17 protein-coding genes and 1 tRNA gene are annotated in these 22,819 nt (G+C 66.6%); 4 read left to right on the top strand and 14 right to left on the bottom strand.

Going from position 1 to position 22,819, the window contains the following annotated elements; genetic code table 11:
* Positions 1-52: 52 nt before the first annotated feature.
* The 3 genes from ACS0OT_RS05610 to ffh form a co-directional block, all read right to left on the bottom strand.
* Complete coding sequence (locus tag ACS0OT_RS05610; protein WP_139726835.1) at positions 53-865, bottom strand: aminotransferase class IV family protein; 813 nt, start codon at positions 863-865, stop codon at positions 53-55.
* Positions 862-1,938 (bottom strand): NAD(P)H-dependent flavin oxidoreductase, encoded by a 1,077-nt coding sequence (locus ACS0OT_RS05605; protein WP_061479149.1) that lies wholly within the window; start codon positions 1,936-1,938, stop codon positions 862-864. Before ACS0OT_RS05605 ends, ACS0OT_RS05610 begins: the two co-directional genes overlap by 4 nt.
* A gap of 148 nt (positions 1,939-2,086) precedes the next feature.
* Entirely contained in the window at positions 2,087-3,463 is a 1,377-nt protein-coding gene (gene ffh, locus ACS0OT_RS05600) for a signal recognition particle protein (RefSeq protein WP_005408591.1), read from the bottom strand.
* Positions 3,464-3,585: 122 nt separating this feature from the next.
* Between ffh and ACS0OT_RS05595 the strand changes: the two genes are divergently transcribed.
* Positions 3,586-4,380: a cytochrome C assembly family protein gene (locus ACS0OT_RS05595; protein WP_005415730.1), complete on the top strand. Its 795-nt coding sequence runs from the start codon at positions 3,586-3,588 to the stop codon at positions 4,378-4,380.
* 41 nt (positions 4,381-4,421) lie between these two features.
* Here the strand turns inward: ACS0OT_RS05595 and ACS0OT_RS05590 are convergent, their stop codons facing one another.
* The 4 genes from ACS0OT_RS05590 to radA form a co-directional block, all read right to left on the bottom strand.
* Entirely contained in the window at positions 4,422-4,880 is a 459-nt protein-coding gene (locus ACS0OT_RS05590; RefSeq protein WP_065178088.1) for a hypothetical protein, read from the bottom strand.
* 92 nt (positions 4,881-4,972) lie between these two features.
* Entirely contained in the window at positions 4,973-7,279 is a 2,307-nt protein-coding gene (locus ACS0OT_RS05585) for a tetratricopeptide repeat protein (RefSeq protein WP_262089999.1), read from the bottom strand.
* A gap of 49 nt (positions 7,280-7,328) precedes the next feature.
* Positions 7,329-9,185: an ATP-binding protein gene (locus ACS0OT_RS05580; RefSeq protein WP_164092670.1), complete on the bottom strand. Its 1,857-nt coding sequence runs from the start codon at positions 9,183-9,185 to the stop codon at positions 7,329-7,331.
* A gap of 112 nt (positions 9,186-9,297) precedes the next feature.
* Entirely contained in the window at positions 9,298-10,674 is a 1,377-nt protein-coding gene (radA, locus tag ACS0OT_RS05575; protein WP_005408586.1) for a DNA repair protein RadA, read from the bottom strand.
* 150 nt (positions 10,675-10,824) lie between these two features.
* Between radA and ACS0OT_RS05570 the strand changes: the two genes are divergently transcribed.
* Positions 10,825-12,882 (top strand): putative bifunctional diguanylate cyclase/phosphodiesterase, encoded by a 2,058-nt coding sequence (locus ACS0OT_RS05570; protein WP_329846344.1) that lies wholly within the window; start codon positions 10,825-10,827, stop codon positions 12,880-12,882.
* Positions 12,883-13,040: 158 nt separating this feature from the next.
* On the opposite strand, the gene cyoC is transcribed toward ACS0OT_RS05570, so the two are convergent.
* The 3 genes from cyoC to cyoA are packed head-to-tail and all read right to left on the bottom strand — an operon-like array spanning position 13,041 to position 16,890.
* Entirely contained in the window at positions 13,041-13,853 is an 813-nt protein-coding gene (cyoC, locus tag ACS0OT_RS05565) for a cytochrome o ubiquinol oxidase subunit III (protein WP_442256075.1), read from the bottom strand.
* Positions 13,850-15,847, bottom strand: coding sequence for a cytochrome o ubiquinol oxidase subunit I (gene cyoB / locus ACS0OT_RS05560; RefSeq protein ID WP_095377778.1), 1,998 nt, complete (start codon positions 15,845-15,847; stop codon positions 13,850-13,852). The genes cyoC and cyoB overlap by 4 nt, the downstream gene beginning before the upstream one ends.
* A gap of 2 nt (positions 15,848-15,849) precedes the next feature.
* Positions 15,850-16,890 (bottom strand): ubiquinol oxidase subunit II, encoded by a 1,041-nt coding sequence (cyoA, locus tag ACS0OT_RS05555; RefSeq protein WP_005415723.1) that lies wholly within the window; start codon positions 16,888-16,890, stop codon positions 15,850-15,852.
* Between the two features lie 353 nt (positions 16,891-17,243).
* Here cyoA and ACS0OT_RS05550 point away from each other — a divergent pair, with 353 nt between their 5' ends.
* Together ACS0OT_RS05550 and ACS0OT_RS05545 are read left to right on the top strand one after the other, a co-directional pair.
* Positions 17,244-17,879 carry a GyrI-like domain-containing protein gene (locus ACS0OT_RS05550; RefSeq protein ID WP_139726833.1) on the top strand — a complete coding sequence of 212 codons (636 nt, stop codon included), beginning with the start codon at positions 17,244-17,246 and terminating at the stop codon, positions 17,877-17,879.
* Between the two features lie 13 nt (positions 17,880-17,892).
* Positions 17,893-18,225 (top strand): hypothetical protein, encoded by a 333-nt coding sequence (locus ACS0OT_RS05545; protein WP_139726832.1) that lies wholly within the window; start codon positions 17,893-17,895, stop codon positions 18,223-18,225.
* A gap of 63 nt (positions 18,226-18,288) precedes the next feature.
* On the opposite strand, the gene ACS0OT_RS05540 is transcribed toward ACS0OT_RS05545, so the two are convergent.
* From ACS0OT_RS05540 to ACS0OT_RS05525, 4 genes are all read right to left on the bottom strand, one after another.
* Positions 18,289-18,364 (bottom strand) — tRNA-Thr (locus ACS0OT_RS05540).
* A gap of 85 nt (positions 18,365-18,449) precedes the next feature.
* The gene (locus ACS0OT_RS05535; protein WP_139726831.1) at positions 18,450-18,776 is read right to left on the bottom strand and encodes a hypothetical protein; all 327 of its coding nucleotides are present in this window, start codon (positions 18,774-18,776) and stop codon (positions 18,450-18,452) included.
* Between the two features lie 51 nt (positions 18,777-18,827).
* Positions 18,828-19,838: a 2-hydroxyacid dehydrogenase gene (locus ACS0OT_RS05530; RefSeq protein ID WP_065196541.1), complete on the bottom strand. Its 1,011-nt coding sequence runs from the start codon at positions 19,836-19,838 to the stop codon at positions 18,828-18,830.
* A gap of 97 nt (positions 19,839-19,935) precedes the next feature.
* On the bottom strand, positions 19,936-22,809 hold the full coding sequence (locus tag ACS0OT_RS05525) for an autotransporter domain-containing protein (RefSeq protein ID WP_442256074.1): 2,874 nt from the start codon (positions 22,807-22,809) through the stop codon (positions 19,936-19,938).
* Between the last annotated feature and the right edge of the window lie 10 nt (positions 22,810-22,819).

Genomic DNA, 22,819 nt, shown 5'->3' with positions numbered 1-22,819 from the left:
GATTATAGCGGCAGAGCCCGGCCGAGCCAACCCCGGGGATGAACTCCCGGGGTCAGATCCCTTTTGCGGCGCAAAAGGGATCTGACCCCAATTTGTCCCAAGCCACCGCCGCCAGCGCCGCCCTGCCCTGTTCAGCCAGTGCCTGCGAGCCGGGCAGGACATGCCCGTCAATGGCCTCCAGCGCCCACAGACCACTGGCGTTGCAGGCAAAAGCGGCTTTCACGCCAGCCATATCCGCCAGCCGCAATGGCTGCGTGGCCTGCGCCCGCGGCCAATGCTGCTTCAGCAGCGCCTCGGCGGTCCCGCGCAGGGCCGGCGCCTGCGGCCAGAGCAGCCGTTCACCATCGTGCACGGCCAGGTTCCAGGTGCTGCCTTCACTCATTTCGCCATCGACGGTCACGAACAGCACATCGTCGAATCCTTCCGCCATCGCCGCGCGGCGCTCGGCGAACAGGCCGAAGGTGCCCACATGTTTGATCTGCGGCAGTTCACGCTGCCAGGCCACGCTGCGCACTCGCTTGGCGACGGTCAGCGTCACCGGCGCTGACACCGCCACCAGCACGTCCACCGGCACCGCCGCCAGCGGATTGCGGAAATCGAAGCGGCGCGAGTACACCGTCACCCGCAACGAGGCATCGGCCTGCCCTGACTGCTGCAATGCCTGCGCCATCCACGCCTGCACCTGCACCGTGTCCAGTTCGCTGCCGAACAGTTCGCGCGTAGCCTGTGACAGCCGCGCCAGATGCAGGTCCAGCCCCTGCACTGCACCACCACGCACCTGCAGCGAGGTGAAGTGGCCGTAATTCACCAGCGCCGGCAGGAGATCCTCCACCTGCGCCGCCCGGCCGTTGCAGCTCACCATCATGGCAGCAGTGCCTGCGCCTGTTCCCACATGCCGCGCAGCACGTCGGCGGCCGGCTGCGCCGGCGCCATCCACGCCGACTGCCCGGCCCAGGCCTGCATCGCCGCCAGACGATTTTCCTGTGCCGCCTGCCTGCGCATCGGGGCGGTCAGGCCGCGCTGCACCGGGTATGGACGCGGCGCGGGGGCGCCTTCTGCAGCAGCGGCGCGCACATAGGGCGTCGCCAGGCCACGGCCCAGGCGACCACTGAAGGCGCGGGTCGGCCAGGTATCTTCCGGTTCGCTGGCGGCCAGCCCATCGGCCCACGCCGAAGCGATCGCCGCTTCCGGCGTGCGCAGGAAGGCGGTGCCGATCTGCACCGCACTGGCGCCCAAGGTGAGTGCGGCAGCGATGCCACGGCCATCGGCGATGCCGCCGGCGGCAATCACCGGAATCTGCAGCTGATCGGCCAGGCGCGGCAGCAGCGCAAACAGTCCCACCAGCTGGCGCTCGGCCATCGCCGGATCAAAGGAACCACGATGGCCGCCGGCCTCCGCGCCCTGCGCCACCACCGCGTCGGCGCCGGCGTCCTGTGCCGCGCGCGCTTCGGACAAGGTGGTGGCACAGGCGATCCAGGCGATGCCGGCGTCCTTCAACTGCTGCACGTGGCGCGGCAACAGCACGCCCATGATGGTCGAGGCCACCGCAGGACGCGCCGCCAGCAGTGCGGCGAACTGTTCTTCGAAGTCGGCCGGCGTGGCGTCGGCGGCGCTGGCCGGCACCTCCGGGCCCCATTGCGCGAGGAAGGCGCGGCTGGCGGCCTCGGCGGCAACGTCACGGGCAGGTACAGGGTCCGGCATCCACAGGTTCACCTGCGCCGGACCGCTGGAGGCTGCGCGGAAGTCATCCATCCAGCGACCGATATCGGCCGAAGAGGACAACACCGCGCCCATTGCGCCCATGCTGCCGGCGTTGGCCAGCGCAGCCGACAACGGTACCGGGCAGGCACCGGCCATCGGTGCCAGCAGGATCGGAACGGAAACGCCAAAGCGCCGGCAGAACGCCTCGGCGCGGGAAGCTACAGCGGAACTCTGCATGACGGCCCATCGTTTCGGACAGGCCCCCATGGTGCGCGCAGGACAGGGGAAGAGTCGAGCCTGCTGCCCGACGGCCTGCTGCGGCGCTTGTGCGCCGCCGCCCGAGCGTGGGCCCGGGCGCTACATCAGATTGCGGACGGGGCCGTCATCAACGGAACGGCATGCCGCGGCCGCCCATGGCGCCCATCATCCCCTTCATGCTGCGCAACATGCCCTTCATGCCACCGCCGGCCATCTTGCTCATCATCTTTTCCATCTGCATGTACTGCTTCATCAGCTTGTTGACGTCGGCCGGCGTCACGCCCGAGCCCTTGGCGATGCGCGCGCGGCGCGAGCCGTTGAGCAGGTTCGGATTGCGCCGTTCCTTCTTGGTCATCGAGCTGATGATGGCGATCATGCGCGGCACTTCCTTGCCCTGGCTGACCTGCTGCTTCAGATGGTCGGGGATGTTGCCCAGGCCCGGCAGCTTGTCCATCAGGCCGCCGATGCCGCCCATGTTCTGCATCTGCTCGAGCTGGTCACGCATGTCGTTCAGGTCGAATTTCTTGCCCTTGGCGACCTTCTCGGCCAGCTTGGCGGCCTTGTCCTTGTCGACCTGCTGCTCGACCTGCTCGACCAGCGACAGCACGTCCCCCATGTCGAGGATGCGGCTGGCGATACGGTCCGGGTGGAACACGTCCAGGCCTTCCGGCTTTTCACTGACACCGACGAACTTGATCGGCTTGCCGGTGATGTAGCGCACGCTCAGCGCGGCGCCGCCGCGGGCGTCACCGTCGGTCTTGGTCAGTACCACGCCGGTCAGCGGCAGGGCATCGCCGAAGGCCTTGGCGGTGTTGGCCGCGTCCTGGCCGGTCATGGCGTCGACCACGAACAGCGTTTCGGCCGGATTCACCGCAGCGTGCAGGGCCTTGATCTCGGCCATCATCGCTTCGTCGATGGCCAGGCGGCCGGCGGTATCGACCAGCAGCACGTCGACGAACGACTTGCGTGCATCGTCGATGGCTGCGCGGACGATGGCTTCCGGCTTCTGGTCGGCACTGGACGGGAAGAACAGCACGCCCACCTGCTCGGCCAGGGTTTTCAGCTGCTCGATCGCGGCCGGACGGTAGACGTCGGCCGAGACCACCATCACCTTCTTCTTGCGCTTTTCCTTCAGGTGCTTGGCCAGCTTGCCCACGGTGGTGGTCTTGCCGGCGCCCTGCAGGCCCGCCATCAGGATGATGGCCGGAGCGGGCACATTGAGGTTCAGGTCGCTGGCTTCAGCGCCCATCACCGCAGTCAGCTCGTCGCGCACGACCTTGATCAGCGCCTGGCCCGGGGTCAGCGACTTCAGCACTTCCTGGCCGACCGCGCGCACCTTGATGCGCTCGATCAGCGCCTGCACCACCGGCAGCGCAACGTCGGCCTCGAGCAGCGCGATGCGCACTTCGCGGGTTGCCTCGCGGATGTTCTCCTCGGTCAGGCGGCCGCGGCCACGCAGGCGCTCGATGGTGCCGGAAAGGCGCTGGGTCAGGGACTCGAACATGCGGCGCAACCTGTCTGAAAGCGGGGGACAATAAGGCAGACAGTATAACGGGTCTGGCTGTCTCCCCGGACTGCGGCCACGGGGCCGTCGCCAGCATCACGGGGGTATGCGAAACTGCAACGATGACAATCGTTCTCATCGCCGTCCTGCTCTACCTGGCTGCCAGTGCCCTGCTGGTGCGCGCGCTTGGCCGCGATGAGACGACCGGCTCCCCCATCTGGCTGTGGCCGGCCCTGCCCGCCATGCTGCTGCACGGCGGCTACCACGTGATGGTGGCGATGCGCACCAACGGCGGGCCGGACATGCACTTCTTCGCCGCACTGTCGCTGGTCGGCCTGGGCATGGCCTGGCTGACTTCGCTGGTCGGCGCGCGCGGGCGGATGTCGGCGTTGGGCGTGGTGGTGTTCCCGCTGGCCGCCGTGCTGCTGCTGGCCTACCACGGTTACGGCCACGAACCGAGCAAGGTGCTGGGCTGGCGCCTGGCCAGCCACGCCTGGCTGGCCCTCCTGGCCTACGCCACGCTGAGCATCGCCGCGCTGCTGGCGATCATGCTGTGGCTGCAGGAACGCGCCCTGCGCCGCCGCGAGTTCCGGCCTTGGCTGCGCGCGCTGCCGCCGCTGGCCGACCTGGAATCACTGCTATTCCGGGTGATCACCGTCGGCTTCGCGCTGCTGACCCTGACCCTGGTCACCGGGGTGCTGTTCGTCGACGACCTGCTGGCGCAGAAGCTGGTGCACAAGACCGTGCTGAGCGTGCTGTCGTGGATCGTGTTCGGCGTGCTGCTGATCGGCCGCCGGCGCTACGGCTGGCGCGGCATGAAGGCGGTGCACTGGACGCTGGCGGCGATGCTGTTGCTGCTGCTGGCCTTCTTCGGCAGCCAGTTCGTGATCGAACTGGTGTTCGGGCATTCGCGATAGGCGGTGTGCCGACCAACGGTCGGCACCCACCGGCGCTACCGTCAAGGCTGGGCCAGGATCTTCCGCACCGAACGACCACTGTTGGTGACGATGTCATCAACCTGCCAGCATCCCTGCCCGTGGCGCACCATCGGCAGGCGGGTCAGGTAGGCCTTCTTCCACACCGAATAGCGCATCTCGACCTGGCCGGCGGAGACCGAAGCCTCCTTCCAGCTGTAGCGCACCGGGGTTTCGATGTCACCGTCCTGCGCATCCAGCCACGGATCCGAATCGATGGTGCAGATGCCCTCTTCGCGCTGCTGGCAGGCGCGCTCTCCACGCAGTGCCTTGCCGAAGGCAGGGCTGACCAGCGCCGGGGGTGGCTCCAGCAGATCACCATCGCCCGTCGTTGCCTCGTAGAAGGCGCGGGCCACCGCCTCTGGTTCCTGGCAGGCGGGTGACGCCTGCACGGCAGGGGCCAGCAGCAGCCCGGCGATCATCAACATCCCTGTCTTTCGCATGTATTTTTCCCTGAGGTAGTGCCGGCCGCTGGCCGGCAATACAGGATCTCCCGGTGCTGCCGGCCAGCGGCCGGCACTACCCGATATCCGGCCTACAACCCGTAACGCTCGATCACGTCCAGATGCGGCTGGCGATCCTGGTCACAGGCTTCAGCCAGGCGCAGCCAGCAATGCGGATGCGGCCACGTCGCGGTGTGCTGCTGCAGGAAGCGGTGCAGTGCCAGCGGTGCGTGGTCCTGCGGCTGGGCCACGGTGAACAGCAGGCCGGGCAGCGTACCCTCTTCCACATCGGGGTCGGTGACGGTGTAGTCCGGCCGGCTGTGTGACCACACCTTCCAGCCCTGTGCTTCGGCCGCCTCGACGAAGGCATTCCAGGCATCTTCGCCCGGGTGCGCGCCATCGATCATCCAGCTGCGGGCGAAGCCGCCGCGCTCCAGCACATGCACCTGCGCATAGGTCGGGATGAAATGCTCGCGTGCTTCCTCCTCCTCTGGTGCCGGATGCACCAGCGCGGCATCGAACACCACCCAGTCGCCCACCTGCTGGGCGCGGTTGGACGGCGCGTTCTCGACGATGCGCGCGGTCACCGGACCGCTGCGACGGGCGTAGTACTCCATCGGCTCGCCGTTTTCTTCGCTGCGGATGATCACCCAGCCCCACGGCTCCTCGACCACGCCATCCTGGCTGGACAATTCCATGCCAAGCGCCGCCGCCGAGCGGCGCACGGCGTCCCAGTCGCGCGCGGCGCTGGCTGCGCTCATGTGGTCCCAATGCGCGGCATTGGGCTCGTCCAGCAGCTCCACCAGCTGTGCATAACAGGCCTGGGCCTCGCTGAAACGGCCGGTTTCCATGTACATGCGCGCCAGCGTGCCGCGCGCGCCGTGCGAGCCCGGAGACAGCTCCAGAAGCGATCGGGCCGCCTGCTCCAGCGCCGGCCAGTCGGACACGCGGCGTGCACGCTGCACCTCGCACCAGTGCGCGAACACGGGCACGCTGCCGCGATAGAGATCGGCCAGCTGGTGCAGTCCGTCGTCGTCGCCCTGTTCGGCCAGCCAGCGCATCAGCGTGTAGGCCGCGGGGCCATCGTGCTGCACATGGCCGCGTACGAACCGCCACAGCAGCGACCGCGCCTCGGCCTGCGCGCCGCAGGCATTCAGCGCGGAGGCAGCCATCTCGGCAAGCGCCTCGTCATCGGGCAGCTCGGCATGCGCCTGCAGCAACCACTGCGCTTCGCGCTCGGGATCGCGCGACTGGTTCTGTTCGCCCTGCGCGTCCAGCCATGCCAGCAGCTCGCCCGCCGGCACCGGCAGCGGCGCGACGTCCGGCAATGCCTCGATGCGCGCGGCCAGGCCGGCCACCAGCGCCGCAGCACCCCGATCCTGGCGCAGCTGCGCCAGATGGGTGCGGGCCAGTTCCAGCTGCCGCAGTGCGACCCAGCGCGCGCCACGCTGCAGGGCGAGTTCCAGGCTCAACGCCGCGACTTCGATCAGCAGGCGGTGCGAACCGACCCGTGCGAAGTGCTCGATGATGGTGTTGAAGCGCGTGCCCAGATCCCACGTATTTCGCGCGGGATCACGCTGGCACAGGGCTGCGGCGGTGTTTGCCCACAGCCGCCAGTAGTTCGGGGTCAGCTCGCTCCACGGCACCAGCTGCTGCAGCGCCTCTTCGTCGCGGCCCAGCTGGGCCAGCGCCCAGGCCTTGGACAAGCGACGCGGCACCGTGCAGTTGGCCGGCTCGTACTCTCCGGACGCGGCAACTTCGGCCTCCCGTTTTTCGATCAGCGCCAGTGCCTCATCGGCACGGCCCATGCCCAGCAGGATCTTGATCTGCATCTCCGGGAAGCTGTCGAACACTTCCTTGCCACAGGCTTCCACGGCATCGGCCTGCACCTGCAGGTAATCCAGCGCCGCCTGGCCACGGCCATCATCGAGCAGCGCATCGGCCTTCTCGCAGCTCAGGCACTGGAAACAGGCCCAGCTCGGATCGATGCGGCCAAGGGTTTCGTCGCAGACCTCGATGCGCTCGGGCACCCAGCCCGGGCCGTCGATGTTGCCATAGCAGGCGGCCAGGTCCTGGGTCACGCAGATCGACTGCGGGCATTCCAGGGTGTCCTCGCGGTGCGCGCGCTCGAACAGCGCTACGGCTTCGCCGAGTGCGCTCTCGCCTTCCACGCGGTTGCCGACGCGGTTGCGCAGCGCCCAGTGGCCGACATAGACGTCAACCCACGGGTTGTCCAGTGCCTTGCCCAGGGCGCGTGCTTCGGGCAGCAGCGCATCGACGCGGTCGATCTGCAGTTCACTGACCTCGTCGGCGAGACGGTTCAGCAGGTGCGCGTTCTGCGCCTGGCCGGCCTGGCGCAGGTCACCCTGCAGCTTTTCGACCCAGTTCCAGATGTCCATGGGGATAATTGCTCCTGTCTAGCGAAGGCTGGATGAGAGGGTGCGGTGCTCAGCGCAGCATCTGCTGCAGGGCACCGGCGATATCGGTGAAGGCACCATTGAGATCCGGGCCCGGCGTAGCGGTCGCGCGTGCCAGCGGGCGGCCCTGCGCGGCGACGATGACTTTCAGCGAGCGCAGCAGGCGCGCCGCAGCCTCGGCCTGTGGGTGGCCCTCGCGCTGGGCGCGCAGCAGTGCCTGCACCGCCGGGTTGTCGAGGTTGAGGTAGAGCCGCGAGGGTGCGCGTGATTCGATGCGCGCGGTGAACTGGCGCGCCAGGCGCAGCGCGGCCATCGAGACGCGCTTGTCGTTCTCGTCGTCTTCCAGCCGCTGCTTCAGCTCGGCCTCGCGGTCGGGCACCACCACCACCGGCAGCGCCTCCGGGCTGAAACGTGCGGGCAGCAGCTGCTCGCCGTCGCCCAGCTGTTCGCGCAGCCACGCCAGCTGCGCCTCGTCGAGGCTGTCATCACTGCGGAACAGTGCGCGGTTGCCCTGCTCGGTGCCGAGCTCGACCAGGCGCAGGCCCTTGGCCTGGGCCCAGCGCCGCAGGAACGGCACCACCGCGTAGCGATGGCCATGCGCGACCGGTACGCCCATCGCGCGGAACAGCATCTCTTCAAAGCCGCCGCCGTTGTCGAGGATGACATGCACGGCACCGCGCGCCGGCAGCGCACTGGCCGGCAGGTCGCCCTGCGAGGTCGGTACCCGCACATGCTCCATCAGCAGTTCGAACAGGCGCTCATCGCACAGTGCCGCACCCAGCAGGGCCTCGTTGTGGCGGGTCAGCACGCGCCGCCAGGCTTCCGGTTGCTGCTTCGCAACGTCGGCCAGGCCGTCGATCAGCGCCTCCAGCAGTGCATGCTGCACCGCGCGGTACTGGTCATCGCGCTGCAGGTCTTCGCGGCTGGCGGTGGGCGTCAACCGCGAGGATTCGATCACTCCGCCGATGAATCCAGCCCACGGCGGCAACAGGTCGCGCGCGTCGTCATCCAGCAGCATCCCACGCACGAACACCGACAGGTTGCGGTTGTCGCTGGTGCCATAGGTGGCGCCATCCTGCACCCACAGCAGGCCAGTGGCATCGCTGTTGCCATCGGCGCGCAGCGGCACGGTGACGATCGGTTCGAAATCGTGCTCGAACCGCGCGGCGAACTGCAGCGCCTGCCGACGCGCCTGCACCGGATGCACGGCGACCTCCCCCTGGCCGCGCCACGGCGGCGGCTCGGGATTGAGCGCCTCGCCCGCAGCACCGATGAAGATCGGCTCGGACAGCAACGCGCAGTAGCGGCCCAGCACCTCATGCAGGCGCGCCTCGTTGGCCAGCGGCAGGAAGTCCGGATGCAGCTCCAGCTCCACCTCGGTGCCGACCGCGCGTGCAGGCACTTCGCTGACGGTGTATTGCTCGGCGTTGCTGGACACGTACAGATGGCCCAGATCCGGCGCCTGGTACGAGGTGGTGCGCACACTGACCCGGCGCGCCAGCACGAAGGCCGACAGGAAGCCGAGGCCGAACATGCCGATCAGCCCTTCATCGTCCTCACCGCCCTGGCGCAGGCCACGGGTGTAGCCGACGCCGACGGTGGCCAGGTAATCGTGGATCTCCTGGCGGGTCAGGCCGGCCCCAGTATCGGTGATGCGCAGCACGCCGGCACCGGCATCAACCTGCACCGAAATGCGCGAAGGCACGTCAACACCGGGCTGCTCGATGCGGCGGCGGATGATCGAGTCATGCGCGTTCTGTACCAGCTCACGCAGCGCCACCACCGGGGTGGAATACAGGTGCTTGCCCAGCACCGTCATCAGTCCATTGAGATCGACCCCGGCACGACGGATCTCGGCGTTGGGGGCGGTGAGTGCGGTGTCCTGCATGTAATCGTTTACTCCTGGGCACGGAAAGACGCCAGAGGGCGTCTTCGTCGAGCGGGAAAAACTAGCACAAGGAAGCTGACCGTTGCCGTGATTGACGTTTGTAGAGCCGGCCTCACGCCGCGTCGATGGCCTCGGACAGGCGTTCCACCGCGATCACCTCCATGCCTTTCACCGAACCGCCCTTGGGCGCATTGGCCTTGGGCACGATGGCGCGCTTGAAACCATGGGTGGCGGCCTCGCGCAGGCGGTCTTCGCCATTGGGCACCGGGCGGATCTCGCCGGACAGGCCCACTTCACCGAAGGCGATGGTCTTCTCCGCCAGCGGCCGATCCTGCAGCGACGACAACACCGCCAGCAGCACCGGCAGATCGGCGGCAGTCTCCTGCACGCGGATGCCACCGACCACATTGACGAACACGTCCTGGTCGCCGACCAGTACGCCGCCATGGCGATGCAGCACCGCCAGCAGCATCGCCAGGCGGTTCTGCTCCAGGCCGACCGCGACACGGCGCGGGTTCGACAGCGGCGATGCATCGACCAGCGCCTGTACCTCCACCAGCAGCGGCCGTGTGCCCTCGCGGGTGACCATCACGCAGCTGCCCGGCTGGTGGGTGCTGCCGCCGGAGAGGAAGATCGCCGAAGGGTTGGAGACCTCCTTCAGGCCCTTGTCGCCCATCGCGAACACACCCAGTTCGTTGACCGCACCGAAGCGGTTCTTGAACGCGCGCAACAGGCGGAAGCGGCTGCCGCTCTCGCCCTCGAAGTACAGCACCGCGTCGACCATGTGTTCCAGCACGCGCGGGCCGGCGATGCCACCCTCCTTGGTCACGTGGCCGACCAGGAACACGGCAGTGCCGGTCTCCTTGGCGAACCGCACCAGCCGCGCCGCACTCTCGCGCACCTGGCTGACCGAACCCGGCGCAGCGGTCAGGCTCTCGGTCCACAGGGTCTGCACCGAATCGGCCACGATCAGCCGCGGCCCAGCCCTGGAGGCATGCTGCAGGATCGACTCGACCCCGGTCTCGGCCAGCGCGTTGACCCCGTCCAGTGGCAGCTCCAGGCGGTGCGCGCGGCCCGCCACCTGGGCCAGCGACTCTTCACCGGTGACGTACAGCACCGGCAGTTCGGCCGCCATCTTCGCCACCGCCTGCAGCAGCAGCGTCGACTTGCCGATACCCGGGTCGCCGCCCACCAGCACCACCGCGCCTTCGACCAGGCCACCACCCAGCACGCGGTCGAACTCGCCGATGCCAGTGGAGACCCGGCGATGCTCGGTCTGCTCCACGTCCTTCAGCGCGGTGATCTTCGGCGGATCGATCTTGCCGGCCCAGCCCGCCCGCCGCGACGCCGGTGCCTTGGCCGCCGCCGCGCTCTCCAGCACGATTTCAGACAGCGAGTTCCAGGCGTTGCACTCCGTGCACTGGCCCTGCCATTTGCTGAATTCGGCGCCGCATTCATTGCAGACGTAGGCGGTGCGGGCTTTGGCCATCGGATGATTTCCAGCAACGGGAACAGGCGTGGCAGGATAGCCGAGCCCGGTCGCAGCTGCTGCGACCGCTCAAGTCCTGCCCACCCGCGCCGATAGGGGTCGCGGGCGTGCGCCTTGCGGGCGCCCCCTTCCTCCCCCACTGGATTCAACATGACTGGCAGTTACAGTCAGAGCCTGGTCATCATCTCCCTGCTGGTGGCCATTCTTGCTTCGTACACGGCGCTGGACATGGCCGGGCGCCTGGCCACCGCCGAGGGCCGCGTGGCCCGCTGGTGGCTGGCGGGGGGTGCGGCGGCGATGGGCCTGGGCATCTGGTCGATGCACTTCATCGGCATGCTTGCCTTCGACCTGCCGATTCCGCTGGGCTACGACCTCGGCATCACCCTGTACTCGCTGGCGGTCTCGATCGGCGCCTCCGCCTATGCGCTGTGGCTGGTGTCGCGCCCCACCTTGCCGTGGCGCCGGCTGTTGGCCGGGGCCGTGCTGATGGGCCTGGGCATCGCAGCCATGCACTACCTGGGCATGGCTGCGATGCGGATGCAGCCCGGCATCGACTACCACCCGGGCTGGTTTGCCGCCTCCATCGCGGTCGCCATCGGTGCCGCTGGCGCCGCACTGTGGATCGCCTTCCGCCTGCGCGCCGAGCAGCGCCACACCCTGCTCCTGCGCGTGCTCGCATCGCTGGTGATGGGCCTGGCCATCGTCGGCATGCATTACACCGGCATGGCGGCGGCGCGCTTCCCCGAAGGCAGCATCTGTGGCGCCGTCGGCAGTGGCGGCATCGACACGCGCTGGCTGGCCGTGCTGGTGATCGTCACCACCGTGGCCACGCTGGGCATCGCCCTCGTGGCCTCGCTGTTCGACCGGCAGATGCGCGTGCGCACCGGGCTGCTGGCCGATTCGCTGGCGCACGCCAACGACAAGCTGATCCAGGCGGCACTGCATGATCCCTTGACCCAGCTGCCCAACCGCATGCTGCTGCAGGACCGCATCGAGCAGGCCATCGAGAAGGCGCGGCGCCGCAATCATGCGGTGGCGGTGATGTTCTGCGACCTGGATGGTTTCAAGGCGGTCAATGATGCCTATGGCCACCAGCTTGGCGACCGCCTGCTGGTGGCGGTGGCGCAGCGCATCGGCGGCCTGCTGCGCCCGCAGGACACGTTCGCCCGCCTCGGCGGCGACGAGTTCGTGATCGTGCTGGCCATCGATATTCCCGACGATGCGGTAGTGGTGGCCGAGCGCATCATTGCCGCCGCCGGTGAGCCGTTCACGCTGGATGCGGCCGAACTGCAGGTCAGCGCCAGCCTGGGCATCGCCCTGTATCCGGATGACGCCAGCAACGAGCGCGAGCTGATGGCGCACGCCGATGCGGCGATGTACCACACCAAGGAGACCGGGCGGAACGGCTATACCTTCTTCACCCCCTCGATGCAGCTCAGTGCCAATCGCCAGCTGCGCCTGCTGCAGGACCTGCGCAAGGCCATCGCCCGCAACGAACTGATCCTGCATTACCAGCCCAAATTTCCGGCCGCGGGCGCACCGGCCACCGGGGCCGAGGCGCTGCTGCGCTGGCAGCACCCGGAGTTGGGGCTGCTGGCACCGGATGTCTTCATTCCGATCGCCGAACGCAGCGGCCTTATCCTGCCGATCGGGGACTGGGTACTGGACCGGGCCTGCGCGCAACTGCGGGCATGGCACGATGCCGGGCATGCGGAATGGACCATGGCAGTGAATCTCTCGCCGTTGCAGTTTGCCTCGCCGGCACTGCTGGACAGCGTGCGCGAGGTGCTGGAGCGGCACCGGATCGAACCGGCACGGCTGACCCTGGAGATCACCGAAACCACGGCGATGAAGGACGTCGATGCCAGCTTGGCGATCCTCAGCGACCTGACCGCAATGGGCGTGCACATCGCCATCGATGATTTCGGTACCGGCTATTCCAGCCTGCTCTACCTCAAGCGGATGCCAGCCACCGAACTGAAGATCGACCGTGCGTTCGTGCACGACCTGGAACGCAATGACGAGGACGCCGCCATTGTCTCGTCGATCATCGCGCTGGGCCGCACCCTGCAGCTGCAGGTGGTGGCCGAGGGCGTGGAGACCCAGGCGCAGCGCGAGTACCTGAGCGAGCTCGGCTGCGACCAACTGCAGGGCTACCATCTGGGCCGGCCGATGGAGGCCGAAGAGTTCCTGCGCCGGGTGGGGTGAGGCGAGCGTCTCCTCCACGCACGGGGTGGAACCACGGGTAGAGCCGGCCGCTGGCCGGCGTCCCGCAATTGCCGGCCAGCGGCCGGCACTACCGGACAACGGAAAACCAGAAAGGCCGCCCGAGGGCGGCCTTTCTGTGTGGCAACGTCGCGAGGACGTCAGTGCATCATGTGCACGTTCATGTTGTGCATGACCCACAGGGTGCCGATCACGATGATGCCGATCACCACGACGGTGAAGGCCGCAGCGTTGACGTTCCAGCGACTTTCCGAAGAGCGGTCCAAGTGCAGGAAGAACACCAGGTGGACCAGCATCTGCAGCACCGCGGTGACTGCGATCACCACACCGTTGACGGTGCGCGAGAACACGCCGATCCAGATCAGGTCCAGGAAGTGCCAGAACAGGCTCAGGCACGCCATGCGGGTCTTGTTGGTCGGGGTCAGGCCGTACTTCTTCAGCTGCACGAACATCACCAGCAGCCACAGCAGGCCGGCGCTGACGTGCAGACCGTGGGTACCGACCAGGGCGAAGAACGCCGACAGGAAGGCACTGCGGTCCGGACCGTAGCCCTGATGGATCAGGTGCTGGAACTCCCACACTTCCATGCACATGAAGCCGAAGCCCAGCAGCCAGGTGATGCCCAGCCACAGGTACATCTGGCCCATCTGCTTGCGGTGCATGGCAATCATGCCCAGGCCGAAGGTCAGCGACGAGGTCAGCAGCAGCGCGGTTTCCCACGCCACGAACGGCAGCTCGAACAGGTCCTTCGCGGTGGGACCACCATCGGTACCGCCCGCCAGCACCACGTAGGTGGCGAACAGCGAGGCGAAGATGAGGCAGTCGCTCATCAGGTACACCCAGAAACCGAAGACGGTGTTGCCGCCGGTATCGTGGTGCTCGTGGTCGTCATGGCCATGGGCCGCCGCATGCGCGGCGTGCCCGTGGCTCAGGGTCGAGGTATTGGTGCTCATGCCTTCAGCTCCGACTTCACCAGGCCCTGGGCTTCCAGGTGCTTGCGGTGTTCGTTCTCGATGCGTTCCACCTCGGCGGCCGGGACCCAGTAGTCCACGTCCTGGTCGAAGGTGCGGTAGATGAACGTGGCGATCATGCCGACGAAGCCGACGATGGCCAGCCACCAGATGTGCCAGATCATCGCGAAGCCGAACACCAGGCTGAAGGCACCGATGACAACGCCCGTGCCGGTGTTGCGCGGCATGTGGATGTCGGTGTACTTGGCCGGCTTCGGCCAGGCTTCACCCCGCTGCTTGCGCTCCCAGAAATCGTCCAGCTCGGTGACTTCCGGCAGCGTCGCGAAGTTGTAGAAGGCCGGCGGCGAGGAGGTTTCCCACTCCAGCGTACGGGCATCCCACGGGTCGCCGGTCAGGTCGACGGTCTTCTTGCGGTCGCGGATCGACACGGCCACCTGGATGATCTGGCACAGGATGCCGGCGCCGACGATGAACGCGCCGCAGGCGGCAACCAGCAGCAGCGGCTCGTAGGCCGGGTTCACGGTGCTCTGCAGGCGACGGGTCATGCCCATGAAGCCCAGCACGTACATCGGCATGAAGGTCACGTAGAAGCCGATGAACCAGCACCAGAACGCGCACTTGCCCCAGAACTCATTGAGGCGGAAGCCGAACATCTTCGGCCACCAGTAGGTGATGCCGGCGAACATGCCGAACACCACGCCGCCGATGATGACGTTGTGGAAGTGGGCGATCAGGAACAGGCTGTTGTGCAGCACGAAGTCGATGGCCGGAATCGCCAGCATCACGCCGGTCATGCCGCCGATGACGAAGGTGACCATGAAGCCGATGGTCCACAGCACCGGGGTGGTGAAGTGCACGCGACCGCGGAACATGGTGAACAGCCAGTTGAAGATCTTCACGCCGGTCGGGATCGAGATGATCATCGTCGTGATGCCGAAGAAGGCATTGACGTTGGCACCCGAACCCATGGTGAAGAAGTGGTGCAGCCACACGATGAACGACAGCACGCCGATGCAGGCGGTGGCGTAGACCATGCCCTTGTAGCCGAACAGCGCCTTGCGCGAGAAGGTCGCGATGACTTCGGAGAACACACCGAACGCCGGCAGGACCAGGATGTACACCTCCGGGTGACCCCAGATCCAGATCAGGTTGATGTACAGCATGGCGTTGCCGCCACCGTCATTGGTGAAGAAGTGCGTACCCAGGTAACGGTCCAGGGTCAGCAGCACCAGGGTGATGGTCAGCACCGGGAACGCGGCCACGATCAGCACGTTGGTCACCAGGGCGGTCCAGGTGAACACCGGCATCTGCATCAGCTTCATGCTCGGGGTGCGCATCTTGAGGATGGTGATGAAGAAGTTGATACCACTGAGCGTGGTACCCAAACCCGCCACCTGTAGACCCCAGATGTAATAGTCCATGCCGACGCTTGGACTGTATTCGATGCCCGACAACGGCGGGAACGCCAGCCAGCCGGTGGCAGCGAACTCACCGATCCACAGCGACAGCATGATCAGCACCGCGCCCGCCACGAACAGCCAGAAGCTGAGCGAGTTGACGAACGGGAACGCAACGTCACGCGCACCGATCTGCAGCGGCACGGCCAGGTTCATCAGGCCGGTGATCAGCGGCATCGCCACGAAGAAGATCATGATCACGCCGTGGGCGGTGAAGATCTGGTCGTAGTGGTGCGGCGGCAGGTAACCCTCGGAACCACCGACGGCGATGGCCTGCTGGGTACGCATCATGATGGCGTCGGAGAAACCGCGCAGCAGCATGACGAAGGCGACGATGAGGTACATCACGCCGATCTTCTTGTGATCCACCGAAGTGAACCACTCCTTCCACAGATAGCCCCACAGCTTGAACTTGGTGATCAGGGCGACGACGCCCAGGCCACCAAGAACCGCGCCGACCAGGGTGGTCAGCACGATCGGATCGTGGGGGATCGACTCAAGAGAGAGTTTTCCCAACATGTTCATTCTCCCGAACCCGCGTGGCCGGCATGGCCTGCGTGTTCGTGTTCGGTGGCATCCAGGTTTTCACCCGATTCCTTGGAATCATGCGCGTCACTCGGGGCGTGGCCCTCGTGCGCTTCATGGGTGGCGGCATCGGCAGCGGCGGCACCGGCATGCGAGTGCTTCATGCCGTAATGCTTGTTGTCGCCCATGTGCTTGGCGATGACCCAGTCGAACAGGCCTTCTTCGGTCTTGCCGAAGTAAGTGACCGGATACCACTCGGCGTTGCGTGCTTCACCCAGGGCCTTGAACGAGGCCTTGTCCAGGGTCTGCTCGCCGGCGCGGACCTGGTCCAGCCACTGGCGGTACTCGGCATCGGTGACCGAGTAGGCGGTGAAGTGCATCTTGGCGAAGCCCGCGCCGCTGTAGTGCGAGGACATGCCCGGGAATTCACCGGTCTCGTTGGCGATCAGGTGGAGCTTGGTCTCCATCGCAGCCATCGAGTAGATCATGCTGCCCAGGTGCGGGATGAAGAAGGCATTCATCACCGAATCGGACGTGATCTTGAAGTTCAGCGGGGTGTTGACCGGGAACTTGATTTCGTTGACGACCGCCACCTTCTCTTCCGGATAGATGAACAGCCATTTCCAGTCCAGCGAGATCGCCTCGATGGTGACCGGCTTGACGTCCGAATCCAGCGGACGATACGGGTCCAGTGCGTGCGACGAACGCCAGGTCAGGACCGCCAGCACCAGCACGATCATGCAGGGAATGGACCACACCACCACCTCGATCGCCGTCGAGTGGGACCACTTCGGCTCGTAACGGGCCTTGGTGTTGGAGGCGCGATACTTCCACGCGAACGTCAGGGTCATGATGATGACCGGGATGACGACCAGCAGCATGAGCACGGTGGCCGTGATCAGCAGGGTCTTCTCATCCTGGCCGATCTGGCCCTTCGGACTGAGGATGGCCACGGCATCGCAGCCGGTGAGCATCACCAGCAACGACAGCAGCAGGCCCGGGCGCAACCAGCGCCCAAGGGTTTTCAACGGAATCATCGGTCGATCCAATTGCGAGGGAATGCCGTTCCCCGTCCCTGCCTGTTCCGGCCAAAGCCGGTCCCACCGGTCCGGAAGACAGGCAGGGAGGTGGGGTCGAGTCAGCCTTTCAATTTTAGGCCGTCACCCACCATTTAAGAAAGGCATTGACATTGATCGAGCGCAGGAAAGGCCCGATTCTGGCTGCGACACGTTGTCGCACCGCGCGGGCGCGGCCAGCAGGACGCCTGCGGGCGGCATCCTGGCATCAGCTGCTGGCAGGTGGTCCGCCCTCGTTCGGCAAAGTCACCTGAACCTGTTCAGGCGTGCTGGCGGGTGCCTGGCGTGGGATGCTCGGCGCAGGAGGAAGGCCCGTGGACAAGATCGACTTCAGGAAGCGCGACGGGGCGCTCTATCAACCGCCCGCCGGCAGGTTCGTACGCGTGGATGTACCGCCCATTCCCTACGTGATGGTCGATGGTCGCGGCGACCCGAACACGGCCCCCGCCTACCTGCAGGCCGTCCAGTGGCTGTATTCGGTGAGCTATGCACTGAAGTTCGCGCTGAAGGCCGAAGGGCGCGACTACGTGGTGCCACCGCTGGAGGCGCTGTGGAGTGCCGAGGACCCGGCCAGCTTCCTCGCGCGGCGCAAGGATGAGTGGGCCTGGACCGTAATGATCCGCACGCCCGAGGGCATCGGCCCTGCACAGTGGCAGGCCGCGATCAGCAAGGCGCGCGCGAAGCTGGGAGAGGCGCCGCCCAGCCTCCGCCATGAAGTCCTTGCCGAGGGCCCCAGCCTGCAGACCTTGCACGTGGGCGCCTACGACGACGAGGGACCCGTCCTGGCGCAGCTGCATGACGAAGTGATGCCCGCACTGGGATACACCTTTGCCGGCCCCCATCATGAGATCTACCTGAGCGACCCGCGCAGGACCGACGCAGCGCGGTTGAAAACCGTGCTGCGGCAGCCGGTGCGACCGATCGGGACTGATGAGGACTCGCACACGTGACACAGGGAATCCCATGCGCCTGATCAGCCGACTGCTGCACTGGACCACCCTGCCCGCCGGGCGCCGCCTGATGGCCATGCTGGGTGCCGCGCTGGTGATCGTGCTGGCCTGCAATCCGGATCTGCTGCCGTTGTTGCCGGTCGTGGATGCGCTGGGGCTGGACGTGCTGATGCTGTTGCTGGGTGCGCAGGTGGTGGCGGTCCTGCCTTGGGTGCGGGAGCGGGCCGCGCGCGGAACCAGAGTGCTCGCACGCCTGCTGATCGCCGCATCGGCGGGAGCAGCAGGTGGTTATCTCCGGCAGCTGGCGTGGTGGCTGGCGCGGGACGCGGTGATGGCAGGCCGTTGATGGAATCCCGCTGCTAGACGCCCAAACAAAAGCCCCGACCTGAGCCGGGGCTTTTCATGCAACTGGTGCCGGAAACAGGAGTCGAACCTGCGACCTACGCATTACGAATGCGCCGCTCTACCAACTGAGCTATTCCGGCCTAGCTGGGCATTGTAGGACTACAAGCAACATGCGGTCAATGGCTGCGCATCTACCCTCTTCATGGGCCAACAAGCCGCTACCAGCTACTGATAGTGGCTTTCACGGATGACCTTGGAACATCGCTGGTCGAGATCAACATGAAATGACTTCAGTCCACCTTCTGGCAGCAGAACCCTGTCATGGACGTGCTGGACTGAGAAGCCAATATCTGCGGTGCCGGAAGACTCCTCCGCAATGCGATACATCTCCCGTCTCCATCCCCTCGTCTCTTGAACGTAAGTCTCGATTGTTGTCACGCATCGTTCTAGCCCTTCCCACCCCTTCTCGCCTCGGGACTCCTCCGCTGCACAGCCGCCCGCCATCAGCAATGGAAACAGCAGCTCAACTTTCAAGGTGACTAAGCGTTTCATCTGCGCCCCTCAATGATAGGTATGAAAACGCACACCCCTCATGACTTCCAATCATCTCAGCGATGTCTCCACCCGGTTCGCACACACCCGCCCCTCGGCGAAATCCCGCAGGTTCCCCAGCGTGATTGCCGAGATCTCCTGCAGCGCCTCCACGGTGAAGAAGCCCTGGTGGCCGGTCACCAGCACGTTGGGGAAGGTCATCAGGCGCTGGAAGGCCTCATCGTCGATGATCTCGCCGGAAAGGTCCTGGAAGAACAGCGCGCTTTCCTGCTCGTAGACGTCGATGGCCAGGTGGCCGAGCCGCCGCAACTTCAGCGCGCGGATCACCGCGTGGGTGTCCACAAGCGCGCCGCGTGACGTGTTGACCAGCATCGCGCCGGTCTTCATCCGCGCCAGCGAGGCGTCGTTGATCAGGTGCTGGGTATCGGGTGTCAGCGGGCAATGCAGCGACACGATATCGGAGCGCGCCAGCAGTTCATCCAGCCCAACCATGTCGCCCACGCCGGCGAAGGCCGGCGACGGGTACGGGTCGTGCCCCAGCACGGTGCAGCCCATGCCGTTGAAAATACGCGCGGTGGCCAGGCCGATCTTGCCGGTGCCGACGATGCCGACCGTGCGCCCATGCAGGGTGCGCCCGAGCAGGCCATCGAGCATGAAGTTGCCCTCGCGCACGCGATTGTAGGCGCGATGAGTCTGCCGGTTGAGTGTCATCACCAGCGCCAGCGCGTGCTCGGCCACGGCTTCGGGGGAATAGGCCGGCACCCGTGCGACGAACAGGTCCAGCGCTTTCGCGGCTGCCAGGTCCACATTGTTGAAGCCGGCGCAGCGCAGCAGTACGGCGCGCACGCCCAACGCATGCAGCGCGTGCAGAACCGGCGCGTCGAGACGGTCGTTGACGAACACGCAGACGGCGGCGCAGTCCTGCGCAAGCGCGGCGGTATGCACGTCCAGCGCGGCATCGAAGTACACGAACGCAAAGCCCTGCCCGGCCGTATCGCGCTGATTGGCCTCGTCCAGGAAGCGACGGTCGTAGGGGCGGGCACTGAAGACGGCGATCTGCATGGACGGGCCTGGCTGGAATTCCCTGCCGACCATACCGCAGCACCTGCCCTGATGGGATGGCCCCGGCGATACGGATATCGCCGGGGCCGAGTACCGCTTAGAACCGATAGCCCAGGCCCAGCATCACGCCGTTCTGGATCTGCCCGTCCCGGCGCTCACCCACGTAGTCGGCCATGATCGACAGGCGCTCGCTGGCGCGGCTGGTCACGCCGACGTTCCAAGCCAGCACCTGCTCGCCCACGGCCTGGCTGCTGGCACCGAACAGCAGGTCCGGAGCTGCGGCGAAGCCGGTGCTGTAGCGGGCCTGGGTGTCACCCAGTTCCTTCTGCCAGACCACGCGGGCACGCGGGGTGATGCGCTCAGCGTTGTTGCCTTCGAAGGTCTTGAACAGCTGCAGGCCGGCACCCACACGAATGCTCTCCAGGCTGCCGCTGCGGCCCACCAGCGCACCGGCGCCCTGCCCTTCATTGAAACGGGTGGCCGAGGTCCGTGCGTAGTCCACCACCGGCAGCAGCGGCTGGATCACCAGACCCTTTCCAGTGGTGAAGGAGAACGCATGCTCCACCCGTGCCGAGATGGCATCGTTGCTGTACTTCGCGCGCAGAGGCTGCTGCAGCCCATCAATGCCGCCGACACTGCGGCGGGTGTCATGCCGCAGGTCGGTGTAGCGCACGGCCGCCGACAGGTAGCCCCGCGAATAGGTCGCATCCAGGTAGCCGCCCACATCCAGCGCGCGTACGTCGCCACTGAAGCCGGAGCCGTCGCTGGCCTTGGTCGACATGTCGGCGGCGGCCACGCTCACGCCGAGGGTCACGCGGTCATCGGCCACGCGGGTATCGGCACCGATCACGATGCCGCCGACAGTGTGGCTCAGGCCGGCCACACCACCGTCGGCGTCGATGCGGCCATGGCTGGCGAAACCGCGCGCCCACAGGCCATGGCTGCGCCCCGCCACGTTACTGTCGCCAGTACCGTCGCCCGCCGGCTCGACCAGATGCATGGCCAACTGATTGAACAGGCTGCCATGGCGCATGCCCGGCTGCGCCGAGACCGACTGCGCCGCCTGCGAAGCCAGGCCATCGGCATCGCCGCCACTGCGCATCGCCGCCTGGTGCTGCTGCACCACGTTGCCGATGCTGCCGATCAGTGCATTGTCGGCCAGGCGCAGGCTGGCATGCGCATCACCGCGCAGGGCGCCAGCCTGCTGTGCGATCACATCGCGGTCGCTGAACTGCAGCGCGCCGAGCAACGACTTCAGGCCGCTGTCCTGGCGGTCCGCTGCAGCGGCCAGCGCGCGCCCCAGGCCGTCGCCGGAGGTGCCGTTGGCGAACAGGCCCAGCTGATCGAAGCCCGGGTTGGCGGTCAGCCACAGGCCGTCGGCGGTCTGGTTGACGTTGAAGCTGAGCAGCGAATTGTGGCGCGGGCGGAACACTTCACCGGCCGTGATGCTGGCGCTGTAGCCGGCATCGCCCAGCCGCACGGCATCCTGGAAGCCCCCCTGGTAGATCGGTCCTTCCACCAGGTCGCGACGGTAGGTGCCGGCATAGAAGCCCTGGGCCACGTTCAGCGCCAGATGTGCGCCCTGCGCGATCACCAGCGCGCCCTCCTCGGAGCCGCCATCGTAGAAGCTGCCGACGCGCAGGCGGCCACTGCCGGTACCACCGGTTTCGGTAACATCGAACAGCACCTGCCCGCCGGGCATGATGTTGACGTAGCCGTGGGTCACCAGATCACCACCACGCGGCATCAACGTGCCGAACACGCGCAGTCGGTTGAAGCCGTCTTCGCGGTAGGACGGGCCGGTGCCATCCAGCAGCGCATCGCTGTCGGTGCCGACCGATGCGATATCACCATGGCCGACCACGATGCTGCCCGGCATCACGCGCAGCTCGGGGGTGCGCAGCGCACCACCCTCCAGTGCGATGGTGCCGTTGTCCACCAGAATGAAATCGGCGCCAGTGGTTTCGGCGGTGCGCCAGGTAGCGCCATTGCTGACACGGATCACGCCCGCCGAACTGGCCAGGGTTGAGGCATCCAGATCGGCCAGCCGCAGCTGACCGCGCAGTTCATTCTGGACGTCGGGATCGGCGAGCAGCTGCTGCAACGACTGCGCGCCGATACCGTTCGCCCCCCGCGTGGAGACGTTGTACAGGCTCACCGCATCGTTGATGTAGGTGCTGGCCCAGTCGGTGTTCCAGCGCGCGAAATCGTCGTCGACGAAGGCCTGCAGCTGGCGCGCGGTGCGCAGGTAGCCCGGGTTGATGTCGCCGCTGACGTTGCTGGTGACACGGAGGGTGTCGCCCGGATCGCGATAGCCTGCCGTGTTGATGATGTTGTTGCCGCGGATGTCCTGGCCCGGGAACGACTCCAGCTTGCTGCCGCTGCCATCCGGATCGAAGGTGACCGACGTACCCGTGGTGCGCGCCGGGTCGCGGAATACCAGCAGGCCATTGGGTTGAACCACTTCATACATCGCCTTGTGCAACAGGCCCGCATCCATCCCGCCGCCGTAGTTGCCTGTGTAGATCTGGGTCATGCGCGCTGACGGCGCATAGGTGATCCTGCCGCCACTGCTGGCGGCGTGGATCTGCACCGAGTCGACCAGTGGCAGATCGCCGCCGAGGTAACGGTTGACGCCACCGGACTGCATGATCGAGCAGGACGAGATGCAGTGGCCGGACACGACGGTGTCCAGGCCCTGGGTGCGGATCACCGCCTGCAGCCACTCGCCGGCGATCAGCGCGCCACCATTGGATGTGCGCAGCACGACTTCGCGGATCGGACGGCCTTCAGCCTGTGCCTTGGCCAGCAGCGCGGGCAGCGCCACCACGTCAGCAACGGTGACGCCGCCGCTGAGGAAGACGCGATCGTCCCGCACGTGATAATTCATTGCCATGACGTCATCAACCGCCGCCATGGCGGTGACGCCCATCAGCCCGGCCAGGGCCAGGCTCAACTTCGAATGTTTCATGCGTTCTCTC

This window comes from Stenotrophomonas maltophilia group sp. RY12688, assembly GCF_052149045.1.
GTDB classification, from domain to species: Bacteria; Pseudomonadota; Gammaproteobacteria; order Xanthomonadales; family Xanthomonadaceae; genus Stenotrophomonas; species Stenotrophomonas sepilia.
This window is presented reverse-complemented; position numbering and strand designations above follow the sequence as displayed.